Source organism: Maribellus comscasis, from assembly GCF_009762775.1.
In the GTDB taxonomy this organism is placed as follows: Bacteria; Bacteroidota; Bacteroidia; order Bacteroidales; family Prolixibacteraceae; genus Draconibacterium; species Draconibacterium comscasis.
Genome location: NZ_CP046401.1, coordinates 777,769 through 803,677 on the forward strand (window position 1 = coordinate 777,769; position 25,909 = coordinate 803,677).

At 38.4% G+C, this 25,909-nt stretch carries 23 protein-coding genes; 16 read left to right on the forward strand and 7 right to left on the reverse strand.

The window, feature by feature from the left end; genetic code table 11:
* The first annotated feature begins 13 nt into the window (after positions 1–13).
* The 4 genes from GM418_RS03125 (at position 14) to GM418_RS03140 (ending at position 3,970) form a co-directional block, all read left to right on the forward strand.
* Positions 14–766 (forward strand): ABC transporter ATP-binding protein, encoded by a 753-nt coding sequence (locus GM418_RS03125; RefSeq protein ID WP_158863055.1) that lies wholly within the window; start codon positions 14–16, stop codon positions 764–766.
* Positions 767–778: 12 nt separating this feature from the next.
* On the forward strand, positions 779–1,999 hold the full coding sequence (locus tag GM418_RS03130; RefSeq protein WP_158863057.1) for an ABC transporter permease: 1,221 nt from the start codon (positions 779–781) through the stop codon (positions 1,997–1,999).
* 167 nt (positions 2,000–2,166) lie between these two features.
* Complete coding sequence (locus GM418_RS03135) at positions 2,167–3,255, forward strand: sensor histidine kinase (protein WP_158863059.1); 1,089 nt, start codon at positions 2,167–2,169, stop codon at positions 3,253–3,255.
* A gap of 1 nt (position 3,256) precedes the next feature.
* Positions 3,257–3,970, forward strand: coding sequence for a LytR/AlgR family response regulator transcription factor (locus GM418_RS03140; RefSeq protein ID WP_158863061.1), 714 nt, complete (start codon positions 3,257–3,259; stop codon positions 3,968–3,970).
* Here GM418_RS03140 and GM418_RS03145 read toward each other — a convergent pair whose 3' ends face one another.
* A complete protein-coding gene (locus GM418_RS03145; RefSeq protein WP_158863063.1) occupies positions 3,971–5,359 on the reverse strand; it encodes a sialate O-acetylesterase in 1,389 nt (462 codons plus the stop codon).
* 156 nt (positions 5,360–5,515) lie between these two features.
* On the opposite strand from GM418_RS03145, the gene GM418_RS03150 reads away from it, so the two are divergent.
* Positions 5,516–6,913, forward strand: coding sequence for a TlpA family protein disulfide reductase (locus tag GM418_RS03150; RefSeq protein WP_158863065.1), 1,398 nt, complete (start codon positions 5,516–5,518; stop codon positions 6,911–6,913).
* Between the two features lie 61 nt (positions 6,914–6,974).
* Here GM418_RS03150 and GM418_RS03155 read toward each other — a convergent pair whose 3' ends face one another.
* On the reverse strand, positions 6,975–8,270 hold the full coding sequence (locus tag GM418_RS03155) for a glycosyltransferase (protein ID WP_158863067.1): 1,296 nt from the start codon (positions 8,268–8,270) through the stop codon (positions 6,975–6,977).
* 191 nt (positions 8,271–8,461) lie between these two features.
* Between GM418_RS03155 and GM418_RS03160 the strand changes: the two genes are divergently transcribed.
* The 9 genes from GM418_RS03160 (at position 8,462) to GM418_RS03200 (ending at position 19,219) form a co-directional block, all read left to right on the forward strand.
* A complete protein-coding gene (locus GM418_RS03160; RefSeq protein WP_158863069.1) occupies positions 8,462–9,166 on the forward strand; it encodes an epoxyqueuosine reductase in 705 nt (234 codons plus the stop codon).
* Between the two features lie 69 nt (positions 9,167–9,235).
* The gene (locus GM418_RS03165; RefSeq protein WP_158863071.1) at positions 9,236–9,478 is read left to right on the forward strand and encodes a hypothetical protein; all 243 of its coding nucleotides are present in this window, start codon (positions 9,236–9,238) and stop codon (positions 9,476–9,478) included.
* 124 nt (positions 9,479–9,602) lie between these two features.
* Positions 9,603–10,592, forward strand: a complete 990-nt coding sequence (locus GM418_RS03170) for a helix-turn-helix transcriptional regulator (protein WP_158863073.1) — start codon at positions 9,603–9,605, stop codon at positions 10,590–10,592.
* Between the two features lie 110 nt (positions 10,593–10,702).
* Positions 10,703–11,473 (forward strand): outer membrane lipoprotein-sorting protein, encoded by a 771-nt coding sequence (locus tag GM418_RS03175; RefSeq protein WP_158863075.1) that lies wholly within the window; start codon positions 10,703–10,705, stop codon positions 11,471–11,473.
* A 16-nt stretch (positions 11,474–11,489) separates the two neighbouring features.
* A complete protein-coding gene (locus GM418_RS03180; RefSeq protein ID WP_158863077.1) occupies positions 11,490–13,094 on the forward strand; it encodes a hypothetical protein in 1,605 nt (534 codons plus the stop codon).
* A gap of 2 nt (positions 13,095–13,096) precedes the next feature.
* On the forward strand, positions 13,097–15,439 hold the full coding sequence (locus tag GM418_RS03185; protein ID WP_158863079.1) for an efflux RND transporter permease subunit: 2,343 nt from the start codon (positions 13,097–13,099) through the stop codon (positions 15,437–15,439).
* On the forward strand, positions 15,436–16,275 hold the full coding sequence (locus GM418_RS03190; protein WP_158863081.1) for an NmrA family NAD(P)-binding protein: 840 nt from the start codon (positions 15,436–15,438) through the stop codon (positions 16,273–16,275). Before GM418_RS03185 ends, GM418_RS03190 begins: the two co-directional genes overlap by 4 nt.
* A 240-nt stretch (positions 16,276–16,515) precedes the next feature.
* Entirely contained in the window at positions 16,516–17,625 is a 1,110-nt protein-coding gene (locus tag GM418_RS03195; RefSeq protein WP_158863083.1) for a nickel-binding protein, read from the forward strand.
* Between the two features lie 202 nt (positions 17,626–17,827).
* Positions 17,828–19,219, forward strand: coding sequence for an FAD-binding oxidoreductase (locus tag GM418_RS03200; RefSeq protein WP_158863085.1), 1,392 nt, complete (start codon positions 17,828–17,830; stop codon positions 19,217–19,219).
* 58 nt (positions 19,220–19,277) lie between these two features.
* On the opposite strand, the gene GM418_RS03205 is transcribed toward GM418_RS03200, so the two are convergent.
* On the reverse strand, positions 19,278–19,697 hold the full coding sequence (locus GM418_RS03205) for a hypothetical protein (RefSeq protein ID WP_158863087.1): 420 nt from the start codon (positions 19,695–19,697) through the stop codon (positions 19,278–19,280).
* Positions 19,698–19,945: 248 nt separating this feature from the next.
* Here GM418_RS03205 and GM418_RS03210 point away from each other — a divergent pair, with 248 nt between their 5' ends.
* The gene (locus tag GM418_RS03210; protein ID WP_246222814.1) at positions 19,946–20,392 is read left to right on the forward strand and encodes a cupin domain-containing protein; all 447 of its coding nucleotides are present in this window, start codon (positions 19,946–19,948) and stop codon (positions 20,390–20,392) included.
* Between the two features lie 20 nt (positions 20,393–20,412).
* On the opposite strand, the gene GM418_RS03215 is transcribed toward GM418_RS03210, so the two are convergent.
* The 4 genes from GM418_RS03215 to kduI form a co-directional block, all read right to left on the reverse strand.
* Positions 20,413–21,450 carry a hypothetical protein gene (locus tag GM418_RS03215; protein WP_158863089.1) on the reverse strand — a complete coding sequence of 346 codons (1,038 nt, stop codon included), beginning with the start codon at positions 21,448–21,450 and terminating at the stop codon, positions 20,413–20,415.
* A gap of 301 nt (positions 21,451–21,751) precedes the next feature.
* Positions 21,752–23,023 carry a DUF4861 domain-containing protein gene (locus tag GM418_RS03220; protein ID WP_158863091.1) on the reverse strand — a complete coding sequence of 424 codons (1,272 nt, stop codon included), beginning with the start codon at positions 23,021–23,023 and terminating at the stop codon, positions 21,752–21,754.
* A 1-nt stretch (position 23,024) separates the two neighbouring features.
* Positions 23,025–23,828 (reverse strand): gluconate 5-dehydrogenase, encoded by an 804-nt coding sequence (locus tag GM418_RS03225; RefSeq protein WP_158863093.1) that lies wholly within the window; start codon positions 23,826–23,828, stop codon positions 23,025–23,027.
* A gap of 25 nt (positions 23,829–23,853) precedes the next feature.
* Positions 23,854–24,696, reverse strand: coding sequence for a 5-dehydro-4-deoxy-D-glucuronate isomerase (kduI, locus tag GM418_RS03230; protein WP_158863095.1), 843 nt, complete (start codon positions 24,694–24,696; stop codon positions 23,854–23,856).
* Between the two features lie 137 nt (positions 24,697–24,833).
* Here kduI and GM418_RS03235 point away from each other — a divergent pair, with 137 nt between their 5' ends.
* A complete protein-coding gene (locus tag GM418_RS03235; protein WP_158863097.1) occupies positions 24,834–25,874 on the forward strand; it encodes a LacI family DNA-binding transcriptional regulator in 1,041 nt (346 codons plus the stop codon).
* Positions 25,875–25,909: the final 35 nt, after the last annotated feature.

Genomic DNA, 25,909 nt, shown 5'->3' on the forward strand with positions numbered 1-25,909 from the left:
AAATTAAAACACAATGGAAAAAGCAATTATAAAAGTTAAGCAACTACGGAAAGACTACCATGTTGGTGAAATGACAGTTCACGCTTTAAGGGGAATTGACCTGGAAATATTTAAAGGAGACTTTGCAGCCATTATGGGAGCCAGTGGTTCGGGAAAATCGACCATGTTAAACATTTTAGGCTGTTTGGACAAGCCAACAGATGGAGAATATCTTTTGGATGGAGTTAACATGGGAAAACTGAATAAAAATCAACTGGCGGGGTTACGGAACAATAAACTGGGATTTATATTTCAGTCATACAATCTGTTGCCACGTACCACAGCGCTTGAAAACGTTGAACTTCCGTTATATTACAATTCAAAAATAAAAGCAAAAGAACGTAAAGAACGTGCGATGCAGGCGCTCCAACAGGTGGGACTCGCTGATCGTATGGACCACATGCCCAATCAATTGTCGGGTGGGCAACAACAGCGTGTAGCGATTGCCCGTTCGCTGGTGAACGACCCCGTGGTTATTCTGGCTGATGAAGCAACAGGAAACCTAGATACCCGCACTTCTTATGAAATAATGGAACTTTTCCAAAAGTTAAATAGTGAAGGAAAAACAATTGTATTTGTTACCCATGAATCTGATATTGCCCGGTTTATGAAACGAAATGTAATTTTTCGCGACGGGCGAATTCAGAAAGAAACAACAGTAACCAACCGCTTTAATGCCACCGAGCTAATTGAAGCACTGCCACTGGAAGACGAGTTAATATCTTAAAAGCACTCTAAAATGAATTATACAAATCTTACAAAAATAGCAACCAATGCCTTGAAGAGAAATAAATTCAGGGCCATTCTCACTATGTTGGGAATTATCATTGGAGTGGGCTCGGTAATCGGAATGCTTTCCATTGGAGAAGGTTCAAAAAAAAGTATTCAGGAAGAAATGTCGAGCATGGGAACCAATATGATAATGATTCGCCCCGGCTCGCAACAGCGCGGTGGCGTTATGATGGGAAATTCCGATGCGGAATCTCTTAAGCTTTCAGATGTTGAAGCCATAGAAAAAGAAGCACAAAATATTTCAGCTGTTTCTCCGCAGGTGAGTTCCAGCGGACAGGCTGTTAAAGGAAATAAAAACTGGCCCACCTCTATTTACGGTGTCGATGCCGATTATCTCGAAATACGAAAATATGAAATTGAAGACGGCAGAATTTTTACCGAACAGGAAATAAAATCGCTTGCCAAAGTATGTTTGATAGGACAGACAGTGGTAGAAAACCTGTTTGAAGATGGTGTCGACCCGATAGGGCAAACCATTCGTTTTAAAGGTATTCCGCTAAAAATCATCGGCATTCTGGTAGAAAAGGGGGAGAACGGAATGGGGATGGACCAGGATGATATGCTGATCGCACCTTATACTTCTGTTCAAAGACGTATGTTGGCCATTACACACATCCAGTCGATTTATGCATCGGCAGTGAGTGAAGAAAAATCGGATGCTGCAATGGAAGAAATTGAAACCATTTTGCGAAGGGAACATAAGCTAAAAGAAAGTGATGATGACGATTTTGAAGTACGTTCACAAGCCGAAATGGTTGAAACCTTTTCCTCTGTCAGTGATATGTTGACTATGCTGCTGGGGGCCATTGCCGGAATTTCTCTTTTGGTTGGAGGTATTGGAATTATGAACATTATGTATGTTTCAGTTACTGAAAGGACAAAGGAAATCGGGTTGCGTATGTCGGTAGGCGGACGCGGAATTGACATCCTGATGCAATTTCTGATTGAAGCCGTTTTGTTAAGTATCGCCGGTGGAATCATCGGAATAATTTTTGGACTTCTCATTTCATATGTAGCCACATCGTTGTTGAATTTCCCAATGGTGATTATGACACAGGCAATTGCTGTTTCATTCCTGGTTTGTTCGGTCATTGGTATTTTCTTTGGCTGGTACCCTGCCAGAAAAGCAGCAGGCCTTAATCCGATTGACGCACTGAGACACGAGTAAAATGATTCAGGAAATACAAAAATTGCCGACGGAAAAGGCTACTTTTGTATCACAGCAATCGACAGAATTGGTTGCCTGGTATGATAACCGCGAATACAATTTATATTATAGAAGTGAGTGAAGAAACATTAAACATGCCTGTCACTCCATTATAAACAAAACACGAAATGAATAAATCAACAGCAAGAAAAAAAGGACTTCCCGTATTGCTTCACATTCTCGCCTGGTTTGTGCTCCTCATTTTACCACAAATTATTATAAGCCGGTACTGGGGAAATAACAATTTTATACCATGGGATTTTTATCTTTCTGCGGCAGTTTACGGGTTCATCTTTTATTTTAATTACCTGTTGCTGGTTCCAAGGTTTTATCTCAAAGAGAAAAAAACAATATATTTTGCTGTAGCACTGGCTGTTATAATTGTTTCATACTTTGTATTCATATACATTAACCGTCTGACTCACAATCCGGAGAGAGACAAAGTTTTTGAAGAGGCCATTCGAAATCTGGCGCACGAAAGAGAAATAAGACGGCCTCCTTTTCGGCTTATACAAATGTATCAGTACAGTATTCTATCGATTATAATTACCGGTTTTTCAATTGGACTTCGAGTAATTGAAAAACATTCAGCCAGCGAAAAACGCCAGAAAGAACTGGAAAAAGAAAAATTACATTCCGAACTGGCTTTTTTAAAGAATCAGGTGAGTCCGCATTTTTTCTTTAACACCTTAAATAATATTTATTCGCTTATTGAAGTAAATACAAACGATGCACAGGAAGCTGTAATGAAACTTTCGCGGATGATGCGCTACTTGCTGTATGAATCGGAAAGTGAAAAAACACAACTCAGCAACGAAATTAATTTTCTGAACCATTACATCGATCTAATGCGTTTGCGGCTTTCCAGAAAAGTGGATCTACTGGTAGATCTTCCTGCAAACGACAGTAAGCTGAAAGTTCCTCCTTTGCTGTTTATTCCATTTATTGAAAATGCTTTTAAACATGGAATAACTTATCGCGAAAAATCGTTTATTCACATTTCTATGAAAATCGAAGATTGTAAAATTCTATTTTCATGTAAAAACAGCATCGGAAAACAACTCGATAAAGAAATTAACGAAAACCATTCGGGCATTGGGCTGGAAAATGTAAAAAAACGATTGAATCTGATTTTTCCAGACAAGTATATTTTAAACATTGAACCGACAGAAAAGGAATTTGATGTTTCACTTGAAATTGATTTAAAAGACTGCTGATATGATACGAACCATAGCCATAGACGACGAACCCCTTGCCCTGCAACTGGTAGACGGGTATATTTCGAAAACGCCTTTTTTGGAACTGGTTAATTCCTTTGACAATCCGCTGGATGCCATGGATTTTCTCAACAATGAAACCGTTGATTTAATTTTCCTTGATATCCACATGCCCGATCTTTCGGGAATTGAATTTACACGCATTCTTCAAAACCGTCCTAAAATTATTTTTACTACAGCTTACGAAAAATATGCGCTTGAAGGTTTTAAACTCGAAGCGGTAGACTATCTTCTCAAACCATTTAGTTACGAAGAATTTCTTAAGGCAGCAAAAAAAGCAGAAAAGTTGATTCGTCTTGAAAACCATGCCCACGACAAAATTGAAGCCAACAGCGAATTTTTGTTTTTAAAATCGGAATACAAAATACGGCGGATAAATTTTAATGACATCAAATACATTGAAGGTTTAAAAGATTATGTAAAAGTTTATCTTCAAAACGAGCCCAAACCTATTCTTTCGCTGAGTACATTAAAAGCGATGGAAGCAAAACTTCCTTCGGAAAAATTTATGCGTGTACATCGCTCCTATATTGTCAACCTCGAAAAAATTGAAACCATAGAACGCAGCAGGATTGTATTTGAGAAAACCTATATCCCTGTAAGCGAACAATACAAAGAAAAATTTCAGGAATTTCTTGATAAAAATTTTTTATAATTATTCGGTACTAAAGCATGAAGCAGGCAAACCTGCTCCGTTAAATAAGTTTGGAGTAGCTGTGTTTGACCAGGCAAACCGAACATTTAAAGGTTCCTTTATTTTTTTCGACTGAACAATTACCTTCTCTCCTTTAATTTTAGCTTCAGCCGGATAATATATACCATCTGCACCGGCAATCTCAAAACAGCCTAAACTATTGCCTTTCGCATGCAAGCCAGCAGCATGTTCAAAAGAAATTAACACTTTGTTTTTGTCAATATCCATCGATTTAAAAAGTGGACCGGAATCTTCTATTTTTTCGGTTTCATAATAGCGGTTTAACGCCAAATTTGCAAATCGCAAGCCCACATCCTGTTTATTTTTAGGATGAATATTGGTTGTATCACCAATATCGCTAAGTACTACCATTCCTGTATTTTCAACTTTCTCCAGGGTTTTTCTCTGTGCCTCTCTGACTATGACTCCTTCAAAAGGTCTTCCATATTTGTAAGGTGCAATCTGGGCAAAGTAAAAAGGAAAATTATATCCCCAGTTGTTTCGCCAGCTGGCGATTAAATTTGATAAAAGCGCGGTGTAGGCGTAGCCATTTATGGTATTTGCCTCACCCTGGTACCACAACGCTCCCGCAATACGAAAAGGGATAAGCGGAAAAATCATTGCGTTATAAATTCGTGCCGGTTCAACAGGTCCCCAGGGAACAGTTTTTTGTAAAGCAGCGGCAGTCTGCAAAAAATCATCATTCTCAATAACTTCCTCAGGCATCCAGGCTTCGGCTGGTGTTCCTCCCCAGCTCGAATTGATTAAACCAACCGGAACCCCCATCTCTTTTTGGAGTTGTCGTCCAAAAAAATATGCAACAGCACTAAAATCTTTCATGGTTTCAGGCGAACATTCCTTCCATACTCCTGTACAATGTTCCTGTGGATAAAGCGAAGAACTGTTCTGCACAGTAAAAAGACGTATTTCGGGATAATCGGCTGCGGCAATTTCCTCTTCGCGATTGTTAATACCTGCCATCGCTGTCCACTCCATATTCGATTGACCGGAACATAACCAGACCTCACCAATGAGCACATTTTTGAGTACAATTTTGTTGTAACCTTTTATGGTGATGTTATAGGGACCTCCAGCCCCCGGCGTTTTCAGTTTTATTTCCCAGGTTCCCTGACTTTCTACTTTTACCGACTTTGATTCGTCCATCCAGTCACCTTTAATATTTACAGTTTCGCCCGGTTTTGCCCAGCCCCGGAATTTGACTTCAGTGTTTTGCTGAAGGACCATGTTATCTGAAAATATCTCAGGAAGTGAAACATTGGCTACTGCCGAATGATAAAAACCCAAAAATACAGAGATAACTAAAATTGACAGTTTACGTATCTTTTTCATTTTTTGCAGAAGAATAACGGTTTCAGTAAAAGTAGACAAAATATTACTTTCCCGCCTGACTTTCCCGGCATTTGAAGGCTTAAAAACAGTTAAAATAATTCTACTTCGAAGAAGTTTATATGTTTTTGCTAAATTTAGCGCCCTAATCCTTGTTCGATGAATAAAAACCTAATTCATATTTTAACTTGCCTAACATTAATTTTGCTTTTTTCAAGTCAGCTATTGGCACAAGACTTTACACTGGAAATTACAATAGAAAATCAGCCGGATAATGTAATTACCTTAGGTGAGGTAAAGGGCGACAAATTCACTCCAATTGACAGTGTACAAGCAGTAAATAAGGTGGTTAGGTTTACCTTTCCCGGAAATGCTCATGCGGGAGTATACCGTTTAATTTTGGGACAAACCCTGGTTGCTAAAGTCATGAATGAAGCTCCCCAACAACTCGATCTTATTTTTAACAAAGAGAATATCATTCTGGAAACAGACTTTAACGCGCCGGAAGATAAGCTACAGGTTATTTTATCGGAAGAAAACAGGGTATGGCATGAGTTCAAAAGACGGGAAATTTTATTCAGGGAAGAATTAAATACCGTTGAGAAGGAGGTAGATTACTACTCCGGGAAAAGCAATTCTGAAAAATTGGCCGCTTCCATTGAAAGCTATAACCGATTACAAAAACGTCGTGATGAATTTATTTCAGAAATTACAGATAAAAACAATGAACTGCTGGCTTCAAAAATGATCCTGCTCTTTAGGGAACCTTTTCTGGATGGCTACCTGAGCCCAGAACTGAGAAAAAAAATATTTCAAACAGAATACCTGAGAAACAAAGATTTTACCAATGATACGCTGGTCTATTCACAGGTGTATACCGACATTATTTTTAGTTATCTGGTAAGCTTTAATCAAAAAAATTATACGCCGGTACAACGTGAAAATGAATATAAAAAAGCAGTGGATATAGTTCTTCCGGCAACAAATCAAAATCCAAAAGTGTATGAATTTATCCTTGATTATTTAATTCATGGTTTTGAGGTTTTACAGATGGGTAATGTCCTTTCTTACATCGGTGAGAATTATGCGGAAACGGTTTGTAAAACCGACGAAAAAACAACGCTGGAAAGAAAGTTGTTGTTGTATAAGATGAGCCCCGGAACTGAAGTTCCGGATTTTACACTTAACGACATTAACGGAGATCCGGTTACACTTTCCGAAGTACAAAAAGAGAAAACCTTATTGTTGTTTTGGGCAAGTTGGTGCCCGCATTGCAACGAAATGATTCCTTACATCAAAAGCTGGATAAAACAACAAAATACTCCTGTTGAAGTAGTTGCTATTTCGCTTGATACCTCAGCTGAAGAATGGAAAAATGCAATAGCAAATCTAAAAACCGGCGCATGGTTTAACGTTTCCGATTTACAGAAGTGGGACGGGCAAGTAGCGACCGATTACAACATTTACGCCACACCGACGCTGTTTGTCATCGACAAAAACCGGAAAATTATCGCCATGCCTGTTACAACAAAAGATCTGGCCGAACTAAGGTTGTAACACAATATTGCTTTTTGATGTATTGTTTAAATAAAAGCAGTTAACAAGCCGGGGGCACATTTCAGCGGCTCTCCGGCAAAGATCCCTCTAACAATTTATTCATCAGTTCCACCGACTTCTGAACACCGTCTACAGCCCGAACCTGTTTCCGTATGTTTGCTGCTTTTCTCCGGTACTTCTCTTTTGAGATCTCTTTTACCGTTTTTAAAATCCGTTTCTCCGAGACGGCATAAAGCGGAATCCGAATCGCCATTCCTCTGCGTGCAATCCCATCAATATTGGCCTGTTGTTCCGCCTGAAAACCGATGCCGACAACCGGTGTTCCTGCCCAGGCAGCCGTTTGAATGGTTCCCTGCCCGCCATGAAGAACAGCTATATCAGCCATTTCAGTCACCTGGGCAGCGGGCAAAAAACGGGTGGCAAAAAAATTGTCTGTTCGTCTCCCCAATTCACCAGGATCCATAATCGTTGTAGTAGAGCAAACCACATTTAAGGCAGGATTCTTTCTCAGTGCTTTTACAATCAACCTGAGCGTTTCCGGATATCCCGAACTTCCTAACGAACAATAAACATTGATACCGGGCCGGGCAAATACTTTTTTTATTCTGTTATCAAGTAAAAAATCAATCCTTGAAAATATAGGCCCTGTATAATAATATCCGGGAGTGAGATCATCTTCAGCCAAACCGCTTAATACGGGCAAATCAGGCAACAAAGTAATGTCGCCTCTAAACAAATCAGTAATATTATAAATTGGTTTTAATCCAAAATGTGCCCTTGCCTCATTAAAAGTAGTAAGTGATGCTTTGGCAGAATCTCCCAGCAACACTTTCTTCATAATTTTTCGTTTGACTACACCAGGTAAAACATACCGCATAAAAAAATTCCGCTCCATCGTGTTGGGCATATTGTACATTTCGTGGTGAATAAAAGCCGGACAATTGACCGTTGGCACCTGCGTAACCATAGGCAATTTGGCATACGGAACCGATATCATACAACTCAGGTTTAACCCGGCATATACACCATCTGGCTGAAAATCGCCAAAAGCTTTTAAATCGGCCTCGGCCATTTTTATCCATTGTTCTTTTGATATCGGAAGAGGTGTCCCGACAGCAGCTTTATAACGGTTAATATCCATTATAACCTTGTGCTGCTCCCACGTTAGTTCAGGCTGAAGATTTTTCTCATCAATTCCTGCTTCTGCAATATACTTATTGTGTATCCCGCCATGATTAAAAAATTTTACCCTGGCTCCTGTTTTTTTCATACCAATTGCGGTTTCCAGAGCACGTGTAAAATCGCCCAGATTATGTCCATAAGAAAAAAAAGCCCATTTGAAATTAGATCTATGCATTAGCCCGGTTGTTTTAATTAGAATATTTTACCTGACGTAAACCTCATTTATACCCCTTATGTTTATCAAAAGAAAAGATAAACAAAACAAAAGAAGTTTCCCCGCTTATATGTCATAAAATATGAACGAATAAATCTGAGTTTGTAATTATAAACGGCAACAACTACTTTTATTGCTGAAAAAACAGCCTGATGAACCTTGAAAGTGAAATTCAAAACGAACTAAAATCCCGTGGAGCAGATCTTGCTCATTTTGTTGATATTTCGCATCTGCATAAAAAGCACAATAAAAATTTTCCTGTTGCCATTTTAGTTGGAATGATTTTATCGCGAAAATATCTTGGAGAGATTACGCTTAATCCTGATTATGTTGCGGAAAAAATTCGAACTAAAATTGTTAAAAACGACGAGTTCGAAATAAAAGAAAAACAAACCGATACAATAGCAGATTTTATGGCGAATTTTCTCACGAACAAGGGCTATAAAGCCTATTCGCAATCGGAGAAAAACATTGCAGACACAGGCTTTTATGATTTTAACAACAACCGCACTCCCCTGCCCCACAAAACCGTTGCCCTCCTGGCCGGACTGGGTTGGATTGGCAAACACAATCTGTTGGTAACCCGGGATTTTGGAAGCGCTATTTCCATGTGTACCGTGTTAACCGACGCACCATTAAAAACCAAAGCTTTTCCTCTGCCAACATCTTCCTGTGGAAATTGTAAAGTTTGTGTAGATGTTTGTGCCGACGGTGCTTTACATGGAAACAACTGGAAACCCGGACTGGAACGCGAAAAGATTATCGATGTAAACCAGTGTACAACCTGTATAAAATGTCTGGTTTTCTGCCCGTGGACACAAAAATATATAAGTACAAAATCGGAGCCAGTGGCTTAAAAGAAAGTTTTTAATTTTCTTTCATTTTTTGTAACTTATATGATATTACCAACCTTAAATCAAAAAGTTATGGCTGTTTACAAAATTGAAAACTATGTACTTCGGTACGACATGACCAACAACAAACCTTGGGTGATTTTTCACTATAAGGTAGATGGAAACTGGAGAAACCAAAACTGGTTCCCGCCTCACGAAGATGCAGTTTATCTGGCTGATGTATTTCGTAACGAAAAACCCTTGTATTATGTTGATGTTGGCACGAGGAAGTGGATAACCACCTCTGCCGAAGAAATTGGCGAAGAAGAAACATAAAAAAGCACTGTCTTATAGTAGAAAAAGGATTCTCCGACTTTTGGAGAATCCTTTTTTATATTTGCTTTTATTTCCAGACTTTATCTGCGATTCATTATTTTTACATCTTTATTGTAATCGCTAAATGAAAATCACGCTAAATACACCTTTTGAGAATCTTGCCGGCTTGTTTACACATTTTGGAAAATCAATAGATTTAACCGTAAATGAGAAAAAAGAGGACAGAAAGATTGAAGTTTCTCCAACACACGGAAAAGGAAGTATTTGGTTCAGGGAAGTGACCAATGGAATGGGACTGGCCATCGCCAAAGGTTTAGAATTAAAGGAAGAACTGGAAATAACCTATAATCACAATAAACGAATTCCGGCTTACGCACTAATCTTTTTTAAAGAGTTGGGAGGATTTGTTCGGTTGTATTCTGAAAAAGAAAAGAAGGAAATTAAAATACAGAATGGAGGATACCTGATTTCTTCTGCCGTTCATGAAATCCATACATTTTTACCTGAAAAAACCACTGATTTGGTGAGCATTTTTATTTTTCCCGAATTTATTGAAAAGCATTTGCAAACCTTGATTGAACATCGAAAAAGTGGAGAAAAAAATGCTTTTGTGGAAGAACTTCTATTGCGAATTGAAACGCTTACTCCTGAAATTATGTTGGGAATGAATGCACTGGAAAACAACCAATTTACAGGAAAGCTAAAATGTATCTACCTGGAAAGCAAAGTACTCGAACTGATTGCCCTGTTTTTTAAAGCAGAGGAAGATAAGGAATCACAAAAAAACTCACTGACAAAAAGAGAACAAACACAAATTTTTGAAGCGCAAACCATTCTGAAGGAGAGGCTGGAGAATCCTCCCGGAATTGTTGAACTGGCACATTTGGTTGGGATGAATGAATATAAACTCCGCCTGGGATTTAAGGAACTTTTTGACAATACCATTTACGGTTATCTACGTCAGCAACGAATGCTAAAAGCCAAGGAACTGATTGAAACCAGAGAACTTTCGGTTTCTGAAGCAGGTTACATGGTAGGCTATTCCAATATGAGCCATTTTGCCAACGCTTTTAAAAACGAATTTGGAATTACTCCCGGCCAGCTCAAAAAGTAAAAAACCGGGTTCCTTTTCAAATTTTCGGGGCAGCCTTACTTGCTCTTCGGGTTGTACCGGGCTTCTCTTGCAAACTACTTTTGCTGGTATAGATTTTAAACGTTTTAATTATGAAATTTATACCTGTCAGGATTTTACTTTTATTTATTATCGGAAGTCACACAATCCCTTCTTTGCAAGCCCAGGATGAAAGTGCATTTGAGATAATGAAGAAAAATGATGCCTTACCCGAGCCAACAGATAATCAGGCAAGAATAGAGTTATTGCTCAAAGATAAAAGGGGGAATACGATTCATCGTTCACTCGATTCGTACACGCTAAAAACAAGCTTTGGTTACAATTCGCTGATAGAAGTAGTTTCGCCGGCCGATATTACAGGAATGCGGCTGCTTTCCATCGCACAAACCGGGGAGGATGACCAGCGGCTGTATTTGCCTTCTTTTGGCAAATCAAGGAAAATATCCAGTTCAGGAAAGACAGGTAAATTTTTGGGATCGGATATTTATTTTTACGACCTGGAAGACCACGATCTCGATGAATTTACATACCGTTTTGATGGTGAAAAAGAATGGGACGGGCAAAATTATTACATTATTGAGTCCACACCGAAAGACAAAAATGCGCCATACTCCAAAACCACTCACTGGGTAAATGCCGCCGATTATTTTGTGTATAAAAGCGAAATGTACGATGAAAAAGGTCGCTTGCTTAAAACGCTGGTGGTGAATAAAACCAAAACTGATGATGGCATTATTTTACCGGTGGATATGACCATAACCAATGTACAACAAAAACATTCTACAGAATATCACCTTATCCGAAACCAAATAAACACAGGAATTTCGCCGGATATATTCACAGTAAAATACCTGGGGAATTAGTCTCAAAGCCAATACAATGTTCACAGTCAGGAATTTCAGTGTTGTTTTATTTTTTCTCTGGATTTGGAGTTTAGATGCAAAAGCACAACTCATTACCGATAATGAGTTTCATTTTCAGTTTAAAGGCGAGCATGAATTGTATTTTCATTTTCCTCTTGCGAACAGTAGCGATTTTCAGTATCCGTTGACTTCTCCAAGATCTTTAAACCGGTTTGGTGTAAACCTGTCGCAGAAAAATATCCGATTGGTATCTGAATGGGATTTGCGCTTTTTTTTGCCTGAATCGGGCAATCAGGAGGATGCTGTTTTATTAATTCCAAAAGAAAATTATATCCGGTATTCCACCCGCAAGATGAACTGGACATTCGGATTACAAAAGTATTCCTGGGGAATGGCCGATCATATTAACCCAACCAATAATCTGAATCCGTTGGATTACACAATTACCGGATTTGAGCCGGAAGAGATCCCTGTTTTTTCTTCATCGGTCGAATATTTTCCCAGCGACAGTTGGAAAATGCAGGCGGTATACATTCCGTTCGAACAATCGGATAATATTTTTTGGAGCTACCCGGAAGCCATTCCCGATGCATTGTTTGCCAAATACGTAATTTCCGATTTTGATTTCAACGCACAAATTCCCGCTATAACAACAATCGCACAGGAAAAACAAATTTCAGAAATCCAACCTGACTATGATCTACGTTCGGGCGTTTTTGGCGGAAGATTGAATTTTTATTCATCAAAAGTTGATTTTTCATTGAGTTATGTTTATGATTTTGATCCGTATTACACGCCGCTAATTGCAATAGAAAAGCATTTTCCCGGCATCACCGGTTCGCTGGAAGACAAAATCAATCAGACGTTAAATGCGGAGGAAGCCAGTCAGGTTATTTCTTATTTGTCGGGCATTTCATCCTACAGGATTTCCCAAATTGATTTATTGCGAAAGCGAATTCACCGGTTTGGCGGAAATGCAAAGACCATCATTGGCCGGTTTGGTTTGTGGCTGGAAGCCTGTTATTCGATTACTGAACAGGAAAAATCGGATGACTATAAAAACAGGGGCAACGATCTGTTCTTTGTGCTTGGAACCGATTTCTTTTTTGGTCCCAATGAACGGTTTTACGGAAACATTCAGTACACCGGGAAATGGATTCCCGACTATTATTATTCTTTTTATTCGGATTATCCAAATGGAATTCCGCAGGCTGGATTTCAAGACCAAGAGGAATACATGCAACAATATTACTACCGGGCGCTGGTTCAGCCGCTTGGATTTCAAAGTGAAACGTATCTGCATGGTGTCACCATAAATTTTGACTTTTCCTTTTTTAACGGGAAGTTAAAGCCATCACTGGTGGGCTACCTGCTTACACCCGAAGGTTACGACAAAGCCGAAAAAACACGACAAGGCAGCCTTTTACTGATGCCTTCTGTTGATTACTCTCCCGGAAATGCCCTGCATTTTACGCTTGGTTCTTATTTGTCGTGGTCAGCATTCAAAGAAAGCGGGAGTGACCAGACAAAATACAACGACAGTTCCAGTATTCTGGGGCTGCTGAATCCCTACAACAATCTGTATGTAAAAATATCCTATTCGTGGAATCGCAACAAATAAAAATGATGAGTAAAAAAGAAAAGTGGTTTGCCCATGCCGGCAAAAATATAATCGATAACCGGTGGAAATACCTGGGAGTTATTTTTTTAGTTCTTGTACTTGCCGGTTTGGGATTGCCTAAAATCCAGCTCGACACCTCTATTGAAAACTGGTTTCCCAAAAGTTCCAAAGAGTTTATCAACAAACAAAATTTTGAACAGTACTTTGGCAACGACGATGTTATCGGAATTCATTTTAGAACCGATGATGTTTTTATGGCAGAGAATGTTCAGATGTTGAAAGAACTGGGAAATGATTTGGAAAATGAAGTTCCGTTTGCTGATGAGGTAACTTCCATTGCCAATCTGGAATATACTTTTGCCGACAGCAGCGAAATTATTACAGAGAATTTACTTCCTGATTCTCCAACAAAGCAGGATTTGGAAAAAGCCAAAGCAAGGATTCTGGATAAACCATATTTAAAAAACCGTATTGTTTCCGAAAATTTTACAGAAACCTGGCTGGTGCTTCATCTTTTACCTTACCCCGACAGCTTAAAGAATGCCGGCAGGATATCGCCTGAAAACCTGGTAGGTGAAAAAGTACTTGAGATATTGAACCGCAATTCATACAAAAACTACAACCTCAGGGCAGTGGGAACGCCTGTTTACAGTTTTGAGGAACTCACCTTTGCCGGAAACGAATCAGCAAAACTGCTGGGGCTAACTATTCTGGTATTAATCGTTTTTCTGGCCTTATTTTACCGGACATTTAAAGGTGTAGCTATTCCAATTGCTTCAGCTATTGTATCCATTTTCATCGTATTTGGTATTATGGGGCACCTGGGAATTAAAATCAACGCTATCCTTTTTGCCGTTCCCATCATCTTTTCGCTGTCCATCTCGCTGGGCTATTCTGTTCATCTTTTTAACTACTACCAAAGCGCCTTACAGGAAAAAAGAAATGTCAGGGAATCGGTAATTGAAGCAACCGCAAAATCGGGCTGGCCAACTCTTTTTGCCGCACTCACTACAATTGCCGCACTTGCTTCCTTTGTTACCATCGGGTTAATTCCCATCAAATGGCTGGGATTGACTTCTGCCTCGCTCGTAGTGATTATCTATATGATGGTTTTTGTACTGATCACCAGTCTGCTGAGTTTTAGCAAATTAAAAAAAACATCAGCAAAAAATAGCAGAGAAAATAAAACTGATAAAATTCTCTATTCCATTGGGCCGTTTGTAACCCGCAGAAAGAAACCGATTCTTTGGAGTACATTAGTTTTTACCCTGATTATGGCTTTGGGACTGACCTCTTTTGAAGTTAATTTTGATTCGGAACGTTCGTATGGAATGAAAGTATCCTATATCAAACGGATGCTGGATGTAGCAAAAACAAAAATCGGTTCTTTTGATTCCTATAATGTTTCCATCGAATTTCCTGACACGGAAGCGGGTAAAGACATTGACGTGTTAAATCACTTTGATCAATTTGAAAAGGAAGTTTCGAAATTTATACTCACCAAGAAAACCAACTCCATCCTCACTATTCTTAAAGATATGAACCGGATAATGAATGATAACCTTCCTGAATTCTATCGTTTGCCCGAAAACAGTGAACAGGTGGCGCAACTACTGATGATTTATGAAATGGCCGGTGGTTCAAAGTTGTATGACTGGGTAAATAGCGATTTTAATGTGTTGCGGTTAAAAGTGGAAACCAACAACATGAATGCCCGGGAAACCGTGAGGGAAATAAAAAAGTTACGACAGCTATCGGCAAAGTTCTTTCCAAACGCAAAATTTAATATAACCGGGGGGATGCCCAGGCTGGCTTCCATCAATCATTTGGTGGCCACCGGACAAATAAAGTCACTGTTTATTGCTTTGCTGATGATTAGCATTATGATGTCTTTTGTGTTTGGAAACATTAAACTGGGGCTCATTGGATTAATCCCCAATCTTTTGCCCATTGTTGTGGTGGGGGGAACGATGGGCCTTTTGCACATTCCGGTCGATTTCCTGACGGTAACCATTGCCCCGATGATCCTGGGGATTGCGGTGGACGATACCATTCATATTTTTAATCACGCCAAAAATGAGGTGGACCGAACGGGTGATTACAAACATGCTGTTACCGATACCATCGGGCATTTGGGCAAAGCGGTTATCGTAACCTCGGTAATTATTATTTTGTCGTTTAGCGTATATTTAAGTTCGTCGTTAAATATGATGCAGTATCTGGGAATGTTTGTTATTCTTGGAATTACCACCGCCCTGTTATCTGACCTGCTGATAACGCCGCTGTTGATTCTCTGGATAAAACCGTTTCACAAAACGTTGTTTCATTCAAAAAAGAGTGTATGAAAAACAAAATAATTGTAGTTGTCGGAGCATCGGGAAATCAGGGACGGGAAGTAGTAAAAAATTTGTTAGGCAAAGGTTTTCAGGTAAGGACACTGACCCGAAATCCAAAAAAAATTGAGAAACTTCGTTATGAAGATAATCTTACAATCTTCCACGATGATTTGAAGAACAAGGACTCTCTTCAGAATTTAATGACGGATGCGTACGGATTATTTTTTGTGCTGCCACCCCATAAAAAATCTGTAGCTTATGGAAGAACATTGATAGCTCTAATCAGAAATTCAAATCTTAAACATGTGGTGTTTAGTTCTGTGGGAGGTGTGGATAGAAATTCAGCGATAAACCATTTTCGCTGGAAAAAGGAAATTGAAGACCATCTCCGGCAATCCGGGAAACCATTTACCATTGTCCGGCCGGCGGGGTATATGGAAACATTTGCTCATCCAAAGTCCATTCGGTTAATTACCGGACTATTAAACTTATACATCAATTCTACCGGTACATTCCAGTTAATATCCACTCAGGATATCGGGAGAATTGTTTCTATGGTATTTGATAACCCGCAGAAATACAAAGAGCAGATAATGGAGATTTCAGGAGACGAATTAACGGTAACTGAGCTTTTCTATAAATTGAATCAGGTAAAAGGCATAAAAATGATGCCTTACCGGTTTCCTAAAATGGCAAAGTACTTTATTCCAAAATCATTAAAACAAATGCTTGTTTTTTATGCAAATGATGGATGGAAGGCAAATATTAGTGAATTGAGAAATGAATTTAAGGGGCTTTTGACCTTTGAAGATTGGTTAAAAACCTCTGATATATTCAACAAATAAAACCATCTTAAAAATGTATTATTTCTACGTATCAATATTCTTGATAATGAACACCAATGTGCAAATAATTCTAACCACTTAAAAACGGGAATACAGATTTAAAATCACTATTTTTTTAACATGCAAAATTGAACAAGTATTAACATCAAATGTTACAAATATAATCCATGACAAATTAACTCTTTGGCCAAATGGTTTAACCTGCAGATTCTTGTTGGTAAAAATTTAATTGAAACTGCTATGCCAATTTACATGGATCGACACGATGTCTCAGAGAATGTTACCGCCGAAACCGTTGCCAAACTTCACCAGGAAGACTTAAAAATTCAGCATAAATACAACTGCAGGGGATTAACCTACTGGTTTGACGATGTGCGAAAAACGGCTTTCTGTTTAATAGAAGCGCCTGACAAACAGAGTTTAACAACTATGCATAAGAATGCGCATGGCCAGGTTCCGTATCAGATTATTGAAGTTGATGCTGATGTTGTTGAATCTTTCCTTGGCAGAATTGAAGATCCGGAAAATCGAGATAAAACGGAACTGAATATTATTAACGAACCTGCTTTTCGCGCCATTATGGTTACAGGTATAAAACCATATTCCTTCCTAAATATGAAAAAGGAAGTTCTTAATCTATCCATTCAAAAATTTAATTTGTCAACTCTTTCAACCATAAAACAATTCAAGGGGAGGATTGTAAATCATTCAAACGATTATTTCATGGTTAGTTTTGCGTCGGTTGCTGACGCCATGAAGTGCGCATTAGAAGTACAACGCGAATTTGATAAATGGAAAGAAAAACACGACTTTATAAATATCAAACTAAAAACCGGTTTAAGTGCCGGGGTACCTGTTACAAATAGTAGGACACTGTTTGATGATACGGTTAAAACTGCTGAACGTTTGTACTATATCTCCATGGCAAAGATCTTGATAACAAATGAAGTTAAAGAGTTATATAAGAACGAAGAGATAACAAATGCATTGTTGACTGATCGGGTAGAGCCTGTAGATCCTGAGGATGAAAAATTTTTGAACCAGGTGATGGACCGTTTGGAAGAAAGTTGGAAAAACAGTGAATTCAGGGCAATTGACTTATCCAGGGCGTTAAGTATGAGCAAATCAAAATTGTATCGTAGAATAATTTCATTAACCGGGAAATCACCAAATACTTTTATTAAAGATTACAGATTAAAGAAAGCCATCCATTTTTTTAGGTTAAAAAAAGGTAATATCTCTGAGATTGCCTACGAAACAGGATTTGGTAGCCCATCCTATTTTTCAAAATGCTTTCACCAAAAATATGGTATCAAACCAACCGATTATTTGCAATTACAGGAAGGTTGAATCATTTTCTTAAAAAAATACATATAAGTCTTTATTTTGAATCGAAATTGCTATCAATTGACCCAAAATTGATAACACCCTCATTAAATTCTGTCGTAAATTTGAATATATATAACTGAATAACAACTGATTATTAGCTCTTTTAAAACTCACATTAGAGTATAAAAAGCAACGATTGTTGTTAACTTAAAAATTAAATCTGATGACTACTTTAGTAAAACGTATCGGAATGGAAACCCTTGAAGAATTTGCGACACAAATAAGGGGTAACTTGATTTATCCTGAAAGTGAAAATTATGATGAAGCCCGAAAGGTGTACAACGGGATGATTGACAAGCGTCCAGGTTTGATTGTTAAATGTGTGGATGTGGCTGACGTGATAGCATCTGTGAATTTTGGAAGGAAAAACGGTTTACTGGTAGCTGTCAGGGGAGGCGGACACAATGCCGGAGGCCTGGGAATTTGCGATGATGGGTTGGTAATCGACCTTTCAGGGATCAAGTTTATACGGGTAAATACAGCTGATAACACTGTGAGGGTTGGAGGAGGAAATGTTTGGGGAGAGGTTGATCATGCTACTCATCCTTTTGGACTGGCCATTCCGGCTGGAATAATATCAACCACCGGTGTGGGAGGTTTGACTTTGGGTGGTGGAGTAGGTCATCTTTCACGTAAATGTGGCTTAACCATTGATAATCTGCTGGAAGCTGATATGGTTTTGGCCGATGGCAGCTTTGTTACGGTAAATAAGAATCACTACTCTGATCTTTTCTGGGCAATCAGAGGTGGTGGAGGTAATTTTGGCATTGTAACCTCATTTAAATTTCAGGCACACTCCATTAAAAATGTTTATGCAGGACCAACTTTGTGGCCGGTGGAACAAACGGAAGAAATAATGGAATGGTATCACAATTTTATTCATTCTGCTCCGGATGAATTAAATGGATTTATCGCAACGCTGATCATTCCCGGGCCACCATTTCCGCCACAATTACATAATAAAAAGTTCTGTGCTATTGTTTGGTGCTACTCCGGAGATGTAACCAAAGGGAAAGAAATATTTGAACCGGTAATGGCTATGAATCCGGTATTTGAGCATGTGGGAGAAATGCCTTATCCGTCTGTACAAACATTATTTGACGGGCTTTTGCCTCCCGGGTTACAATGGTACTGGCGAGCCGATTTTTTCACCGATATTCCCACTGATGCGGCAACGCTTCATAAAAATTTTGGTTCAGAAATACCAACTCAGCTTTCACAAATGCACCTCTATCCAATTAGCGGAGCAGCTGGGCGTGTTGGCAAAAGTGATACTCCGTGGGCTTATCGCGATGCCAAATATGCAGGAGTTTTTGTGGGTATTGATCCGGATGCTGCCAATGCCGAAATAATAAAAAAATGGGCAAAAGACTACTGGGAAGCCCTGCATCCCTACTCTTCAGGTGGTGCTTATCTGAATTTTATTATGGATGAGGGTCAGGAACGCATAAAAGCAAGTTACCGGGATAACTATGAGAGATTGGCAAAGACTAAACAAAAATATGATCCGGATAATCTTTTCCGGGTTAATCAAAACATAAAACCGTCCAATTGACAACAATCTCATCACCAAGTCTAAAGAAAAGTTGACATTGGTTTGTTTTAAAGTTAAATTATTTCTGAGGTCTTAGATAGTAGAGTACAATGGTTATAACTGAGGCAGTTAAATTACACAATATACTTGAAAACATTAGAACAGACACAACAAACATGTCATCCTGGTTCCAGTAGGCAACTGCTCCGTCCAAATATACGAATCCAAGTAGGATAATAACAACACCGATACCGATGTATTCTCCGTTTCTGTTTTTGTTTCTGCGCCGGCTTTCCCTGATAAATTTCACATAACCCATGAAAATTATCAAATGAATTATAACTGCGACTGAAATTGCTATAGCCGAGGCTTTGGGAATAATGTCAGCGTTTACTTTAGTAATAACTAGTAATGTTGTCACCATCATAAGAAATATAGAAAACAAAAAGATACCAGAGGCAATAAACAAAACACGCTCATTTCTTTGTCTTTTTTTCAAAGCCGCTGATTTTTGGTTTATAATCTTCCGGCAATCGCAACAAACCCAGGCATACTCGGAATACAAAAGTTACAAAAAAATCACCTGAAAATCAACCGAACTTCAGCTTACGCTACTTTAAAATTGGTTCTTCTGATTCTAAATTAAACAAATAACACAACTTGTTCTGGTTTGTAACAGATGTATTTTAGCTGAAGTTTCCTTACATTTATGTGTATTTATAAAGATGACTGACAAGCTGTATAGAAATGATAAAAACAACTTCCGAAAACAAAAACTACAAAGCCGTTGATATTGGCCCGTTGGCAGAGCTGGCAAAACATGAGTTTATTCATCCCAAATTCAAAACAAGGGATAAAGGCAGAATATTTATCGGGGAGCTTCTACAGACCACCGGAGCAGAGATTTCTTTCAGGAAACTACCAGCCGGAACAGTTATTTCATTTTTACATAAACATATTAAACACGAGGAAATCTATGTGTTTTTAAAAGGTAGCGGGCAGTTTCAGGTGGATGATGATACTTTTCAAATAAGGGAAGGTTCAATCGTAAAAGTATCAGTGGACGGCAGCCGGGCACTAAGCAGTAACTCAAATGAACCGCTGGTTTATATGGTTATTCAGTCTCATCAAAATACCCTGGCCGCTTACAATGTTTCTGACGGATACCGGGTTGAAGGCAACGTAAAATTATAGATTAATCACAGCTCAACAAGTCATTGTTTCAGAATCTCTTTAAGCACAATTTCATCCGAAAAATACATTTGGTGTGAATGTCCGCTCAACTGCTCCCCGATGGGTACTTTACGATTAAGTTCAATACTTTCAAAACTATCGGATAAAGGATCTTTCGGAGTAAGCGAACAAAGCCAATCTTTGTAGGAAAAATAATCGTGCCAATGCTGAACATTGGGATTTTTCTGAGCCTGAAAAAGCACCTCTCCAATCCAACGGGCACGGTTTATTATAAAACCTAGAGAGGCACCCAGTGTAACTACCCGAATCTTTTTATTTTCAGGAAAAAGGTTATTATATGACAAAAACTCAGTAGCTAATATACTTCCAAAACTGTGTGCTAAAATCTGAATGGAATCAAACCTGTCGTCTTTTCCAACTTTTCCCATCACTGTAATAATACGTTCCCTGATTTTAGAGCGAAGGGTTGAATCCTGCAAATAACTCCTGCTAAAATAAGCCATACTGATGATTCTGTCGGTTGGAAAAACAGTTAACAACAAGGTAAAAACGCTCCAAACAATCCAGCTTTTCCAGCTGGTTATTGAGTTGATAAAACATACCAGTTGTTGGTAGTCCTGCAAATAATTTTTAAGTCCGTCGGCAAAAATCAAAAGCAGACTAAGGTACCAGCCTAACACCAGCAACATACTCCCCAAAAGAGGTAAAGCCATTTTGGGAGTAAAAAAAATAGCACGCCAGATACCTGAAAACAACCAGTAGGATATTAACATTGTACTTTTAAAAAACCGATGTAATGGTCGTTCCTCACTAAACGATTTTTTTAAATCTCCCCAAAACACTTCAAAAACATAAAATTCCTTTACCTTTTTTGTATCATGATAGGTAAGTTGCACTTTTTTGACTGTTTCACTTGTGCTGATATCTGTTTCAGTGACTATACTGACATCCGCAAAGGAGTTCGCATTTACAAGGTCCTTTTCCAGTTGGTCAATAGCTTCGTTCTTTACCGTACAGTGAGAACCATGGATATATAATATCGCTTCTTTTGAGTTCATTTGGTTCACAATCTTAGCTTTATAACAAGTTAGTTTATAAACCAATAAGGTTTAAACCTGCCGAATTGTTTAAAAAGAGCTTTGAAAAAAATTCCCCGAACGAAAAGATTGCTTTGAAAAAAAATCAAGAAATATTTTAGTATCCGGATAAAATCCAAACGAAAACTACTCAATCCTTTGTAAACAGATCTCTTCAACCGGATAAATAAAAAAAGTGCCGGAAAATTCTCCCGGCACTTTTATCCATATCTTTTTTATGCAATGGTTCTAAATAACAGATTGTTTGAATGGCGTTAAAACATTATTGAATCACAATTTCACCGGACAGTTTATTCATCTCTTCCTGGAGGTATTGCTTAAATCCGTCTTCCGTTTTCCATTGATCTTTCTCCAATCCCCACACCGCAGCAAAATAGTGTTTTGCGGGTACTTTGTCTTTACACTTCTGACCAATGTAATATGTTTCTGAAATTATATTACTAAAACTCTTTTCTACTACCGTTTGGTAGCCCAATTTAAAAAAGTTGATGTCAGTGGTTCTTCCAATTTTTCCTATTTCATTTTTAGGAACCAAAACAGCCATTCCCAGTTCATCGTTATTTAGCGACTGAACATCGTGTGTACCGATACACTGAAAATCTCCTGCCTGAAATTCAAACGGTTCTCTTTTTAACATGCTGGTTACAATTCCGGTCACAATCTGATCGCCTTCCCTGCAACCATTAACAGTCACATCAGACTCAAACCAGTACTTCCCCGGATAAATTGAAATACGCTCAACTGCTTCCAGCATTTCTCCATCAACTTCCCAACCGCTGTAGCGAAGTTCAAAAACAGAACGCACCGGTCCTTCCGTCAATTTCTGATAACTGTATTTTTTTGTTGAGCCCAGACGAAACAAGGAATCATTCCGCATGAGAGCTATCCCCCCCGAACCAAGAGAACTGCCGCAATGCAAAACATCCATTCCCCAGTCATCCAGGTCATGATAATTGGTAATTTCTTCAGTATGAATCTTATCAATAATTAATCCGGGCAATAGTTTACCAAATAAATCCTTTACATTTCTGCAATCAAAATAATTCCGAAATGCAATTTTATCATTCTCCCAACTCACACTTTCTCCCTGGGCGATAATTTCAAAACCCTCGGTACATGGTAGTGCGTCATAAGCATCTACTTCTTTATAAGTTCCATCGTTCTGGATAATTCCCAAACGAAGATTTGTTCTTTTCTCAAATGACGGATATTCATTTTCTGAAACCGGTTCAATGGTAAGCATTTTGGTTTCGTTAGCTACAAAAGCAAGCAGAACAGCAACCTCATCCCAATTTCCATCGCCGTTTAAATCATCAACCTGGCTTGGAACCAGATTTCCTGCCCCACTTTTAAAAACAGGCAATTGCTCATCGCTAAGAGAAATTTTTTCATTTACCTGCTCCCGACTAAGAATAATAACTTCGTCGGGTTTATCAACATCCAGCGGATTTATCAAAGTTATCGACGGTTGATTATTACTGCAGGAAAAAATAACAGCAGCCAATAAAAAAAGAAGGAGATAATTTGTTTTCATTTTATTCAGGAATATCGTTTTCACCTTTTACATAACCAAAGTTGGCCAAAATTCCGCCATCGACATAAAGAACATGACCATTTACAAAATTGCTGGCTTTTGATGCCAAAAACAAAGCAGCGTTCCCGACATCTTCGGGTTCTCCCCAGCGGCCTGCAGGAGTACGTGTCATAACCAAATCGTTAAAGGGGTGACCACCTTCTCTGATTGGTGCTGTTTGCGAGGTAGCAATGTACCCTGGACCAATACCATTAATCTGAATGTTGTATTTTGCCCATTCGCATGTCATATTGGAAGTAAGAAGTTTCAACCCTCCTTTTGCGGAAGCATAGGCTGAAACCGAATTTCTTCCGTACACACTCATCATTGAACACATATTGATGATTTTACCGGCACGTTTTTTAATCATTTTGGGTACCACTCTTTTTGAAACAATCAGCGGAGCAACCAAATCCACATCGATAACCTGTTTATAGTCAGAAACAGCCATGTCGAGAATCGGAATTCGTTTTATAATACCTGCATTATTAACAAGGATATCAATATCGCCTACTTCTTTCTCAATTTGCGAAATTTCCCTGTCAACATCATCCTCATCTGTAACATTAAACTTTAATGTATATACATCAATTCCGGCTTCGGCATACTCTTTTTTACAACTCTCAAGTTTTTCTTCCGATATGTCGTTTACACATATCTTTGCACCGGCACTTCCCAAAACTTTTCCTATCGCCATTCCAATTCCGTGTGTTCCGCCGGTTATCAATGTAACTTTTCCCTTTAAATCGAATAATTCCTGTATCATGATTTTTTGTTTTTTTTATACTTCTCTATTTCAGATCTTTAATATCAATGGCATCCATATCGGTGTAATCCAAATTCTCGCCAGCCATTCCCCAAATAAAAATGTAGTTACTTGTTCCTGCAGCTGAATGAATTGACCAGTTGGGAGAAATTACAGCCTGTTCGTTTTGCATCCAGATGTGGCGGGTTTCATCGGGCTGGCCCATAAAATGGCAAACCGCCTGATTTTCGGGAACATCAAAATAAAAATAAACTTCGTTCCTACGGCTGTGCTGGTGCGGAGGCATTGTATTCCACACACTTCCCGTTTTTAGCTCAGTCATTCCCATCTGCAACTGGCAGGTTTCAACAACTCCACTAATAAGCAATTGATTGATATCTCTTTCATTTGAAGTTTCCAAAGATCCCATGTGAAGGACATTAGCATCGGCCATTGTAACATGTTTCACAGGATATTCTTTATGAGCCGGAGCGGAATTGATATAAAAATGGGCCGGATTAGCCGGATCATCCGATTTAAAAATTACTTCCTTACTTCCTTTCCCAATATAAATGGCGTCTTTAAAATCCATTTTATATTCTGTTCCGTCAACAACGATTACTCCCGAACCTGCAACATTTATCACACCAACTTCACGTCGTTCGCAAAAATAATCGGCTTTTAAAGGGTCTATTGTTTCCAGCAGCAAACCTTCTTCCAGCGGAACAGCTCCTCCAACAATATAACGCTCAATAATTGAATACACCAACCGGATATTTCCGGGATCCATCACTTTTTTAACCAAAAACTCTTTCCTGATTCGTTCAGTATCATACTTTTTAAAATCATCAGGATGATAATTGTATCTTTCTTCATAAATAGTAGCCATAATTATATTTTTAATTTTTGATGTTTTCAAGTTGCATAAAAACTTTATTTTCACAAAAATAAAAAACTAAAAACTAAAATGCAATCGATTGCATAATTAAAAATATTTTTATTATTTTTGAGTTCAAATCGACTATAATGACTAAACAGGCAGAAACGACAATTCACGATATTGCTAAATATCTTAACATTTCAGCGTCTACTGTTTCAAGAGCATTAAACGATAACCCACTAATAAGCGAGGCTACAAGAAAAAAAATAAGAAAGGTTGCCAATGAAATGGGGTATCGTCCCAATACCCTTGCAGCAAATTTCAGGACAAAACGAACCAATACGATTGGTGTTATTGTTCCTTTAATAAACCGTCACTTTTTCTCATCCGTCATCAGTGGTATTGAAGATATTGCCTATAGCCAGGGGTATACTGTTTCTATTTCTCAATCGAATGACAATTTTCAGAAAGAAACCAAAATTGCAAAAACCATGTTTAACAATCGTGTTGATGGCGTTATTGTTTCAATAGGCATGGAAACCAAATCCTTTGAGCATTTGGAACTTTTTTTGGAAAGAAAAATCCCCCTTGTTTTTTTCGACCGGGCCGTTGATGAAATCAATGCACACAAAATTGTAGTTGACGACTTTGGAGGAGCTTACAGAGTAACAAAACATTTAATTGAACAGGGTGCAAAAAAAATAGCACACATTGGTGGTCCAACCAATTTAAAAATATATGAAGACCGGAAACAGGGTTTTTTGGAAGCAATGAAAGATGCTGGTTTGAAAACAGATAAAAAACTTATTATACACAATAGTTTAAGGCATGATGATGGTGTAGATGCAATTAGAAAATTAATGGATAAAAACAAAAAGATAGATGCCATTTTTTGTGCTAATGATACAACAGCACTTAGCGCCATTGTTTATTTAAAGGAATTGGGAATAAAAATACCTGAAGATATTCTGGTTATGGGATTTAGTAACGAACCTTTTTCCAGAGTAACCACTCCTTCTATTAGCACGGTTAAACAACCGGGTTTTTTAATGGGTCAGAAAGCTGCTGAATTGCTTATTCATCAGATCAACAACAAAAAAGCCGACATTAAATATCAAACACTTGTTATGCCCACAGAACTGCTAATCAGGGAGTCTTCTCAAAAAAATGTGCTGAATCTTCACTAAAAAAAGTTTTACAAAACTAAAGTGTTTTTTGAACT

What these genes read in the sequence shown, in the direction of transcription:
- GM418_RS03180 (WP_158863077.1), top strand. Translation starts at nt 11,490, where the DNA reads ATGTTCACAGTCAGGAATTTCAGTGTTGTTTTATTTTTTCTCTGGATT.
- GM418_RS03200 (WP_158863085.1), top strand. Translation starts at nt 17,828, where the DNA reads ATGACTACTTTAGTAAAACGTATCGGAATGGAAACCCTTGAAGAATTT.
- GM418_RS03125 (WP_158863055.1), top strand. Translation starts at nt 14, where the DNA reads ATGGAAAAAGCAATTATAAAAGTTAAGCAACTACGGAAAGACTACCAT.
- GM418_RS03185 (WP_158863079.1), top strand. Translation starts at nt 13,097, where the DNA reads ATGATGAGTAAAAAAGAAAAGTGGTTTGCCCATGCCGGCAAAAATATA.
- GM418_RS03155 (WP_158863067.1), bottom strand. Translation starts at nt 8,270, where the DNA reads ATGCATAGATCTAATTTCAAATGGGCTTTTTTTTCTTATGGACATAAT.
- GM418_RS03220 (WP_158863091.1), bottom strand. Translation starts at nt 23,023, where the DNA reads ATGAAAACAAATTATCTCCTTCTTTTTTTATTGGCTGCTGTTATTTTT.
- GM418_RS03190 (WP_158863081.1), top strand. Translation starts at nt 15,436, where the DNA reads ATGAAAAACAAAATAATTGTAGTTGTCGGAGCATCGGGAAATCAGGGA.
- GM418_RS03130 (WP_158863057.1), top strand. Translation starts at nt 779, where the DNA reads ATGAATTATACAAATCTTACAAAAATAGCAACCAATGCCTTGAAGAGA.
- GM418_RS03165 (WP_158863071.1), top strand. Translation starts at nt 9,236, where the DNA reads ATGGCTGTTTACAAAATTGAAAACTATGTACTTCGGTACGACATGACC.
- GM418_RS03225 (WP_158863093.1), bottom strand. Translation starts at nt 23,828, where the DNA reads ATGATACAGGAATTATTCGATTTAAAGGGAAAAGTTACATTGATAACC.
- GM418_RS03210 (WP_246222814.1), top strand. Translation starts at nt 19,946, where the DNA reads ATGATAAAAACAACTTCCGAAAACAAAAACTACAAAGCCGTTGATATT.
- GM418_RS03150 (WP_158863065.1), top strand. Translation starts at nt 5,516, where the DNA reads ATGAATAAAAACCTAATTCATATTTTAACTTGCCTAACATTAATTTTG.
- GM418_RS03135 (WP_158863059.1), top strand. Translation starts at nt 2,167, where the DNA reads ATGAATAAATCAACAGCAAGAAAAAAAGGACTTCCCGTATTGCTTCAC.
- GM418_RS03195 (WP_158863083.1), top strand. Translation starts at nt 16,516, where the DNA reads ATGCCAATTTACATGGATCGACACGATGTCTCAGAGAATGTTACCGCC.
- GM418_RS03145 (WP_158863063.1), bottom strand. Translation starts at nt 5,359, where the DNA reads ATGAAAAAGATACGTAAACTGTCAATTTTAGTTATCTCTGTATTTTTG.
- GM418_RS03175 (WP_158863075.1), top strand. Translation starts at nt 10,703, where the DNA reads ATGAAATTTATACCTGTCAGGATTTTACTTTTATTTATTATCGGAAGT.
- GM418_RS03170 (WP_158863073.1), top strand. Translation starts at nt 9,603, where the DNA reads ATGAAAATCACGCTAAATACACCTTTTGAGAATCTTGCCGGCTTGTTT.
- kduI (WP_158863095.1), bottom strand. Translation starts at nt 24,696, where the DNA reads ATGGCTACTATTTATGAAGAAAGATACAATTATCATCCTGATGATTTT.
- GM418_RS03140 (WP_158863061.1), top strand. Translation starts at nt 3,257, where the DNA reads ATGATACGAACCATAGCCATAGACGACGAACCCCTTGCCCTGCAACTG.
- GM418_RS03160 (WP_158863069.1), top strand. Translation starts at nt 8,462, where the DNA reads ATGAACCTTGAAAGTGAAATTCAAAACGAACTAAAATCCCGTGGAGCA.
- GM418_RS03215 (WP_158863089.1), bottom strand. Translation starts at nt 21,450, where the DNA reads ATGAACTCAAAAGAAGCGATATTATATATCCATGGTTCTCACTGTACG.
- GM418_RS03235 (WP_158863097.1), top strand. Translation starts at nt 24,834, where the DNA reads ATGACTAAACAGGCAGAAACGACAATTCACGATATTGCTAAATATCTT.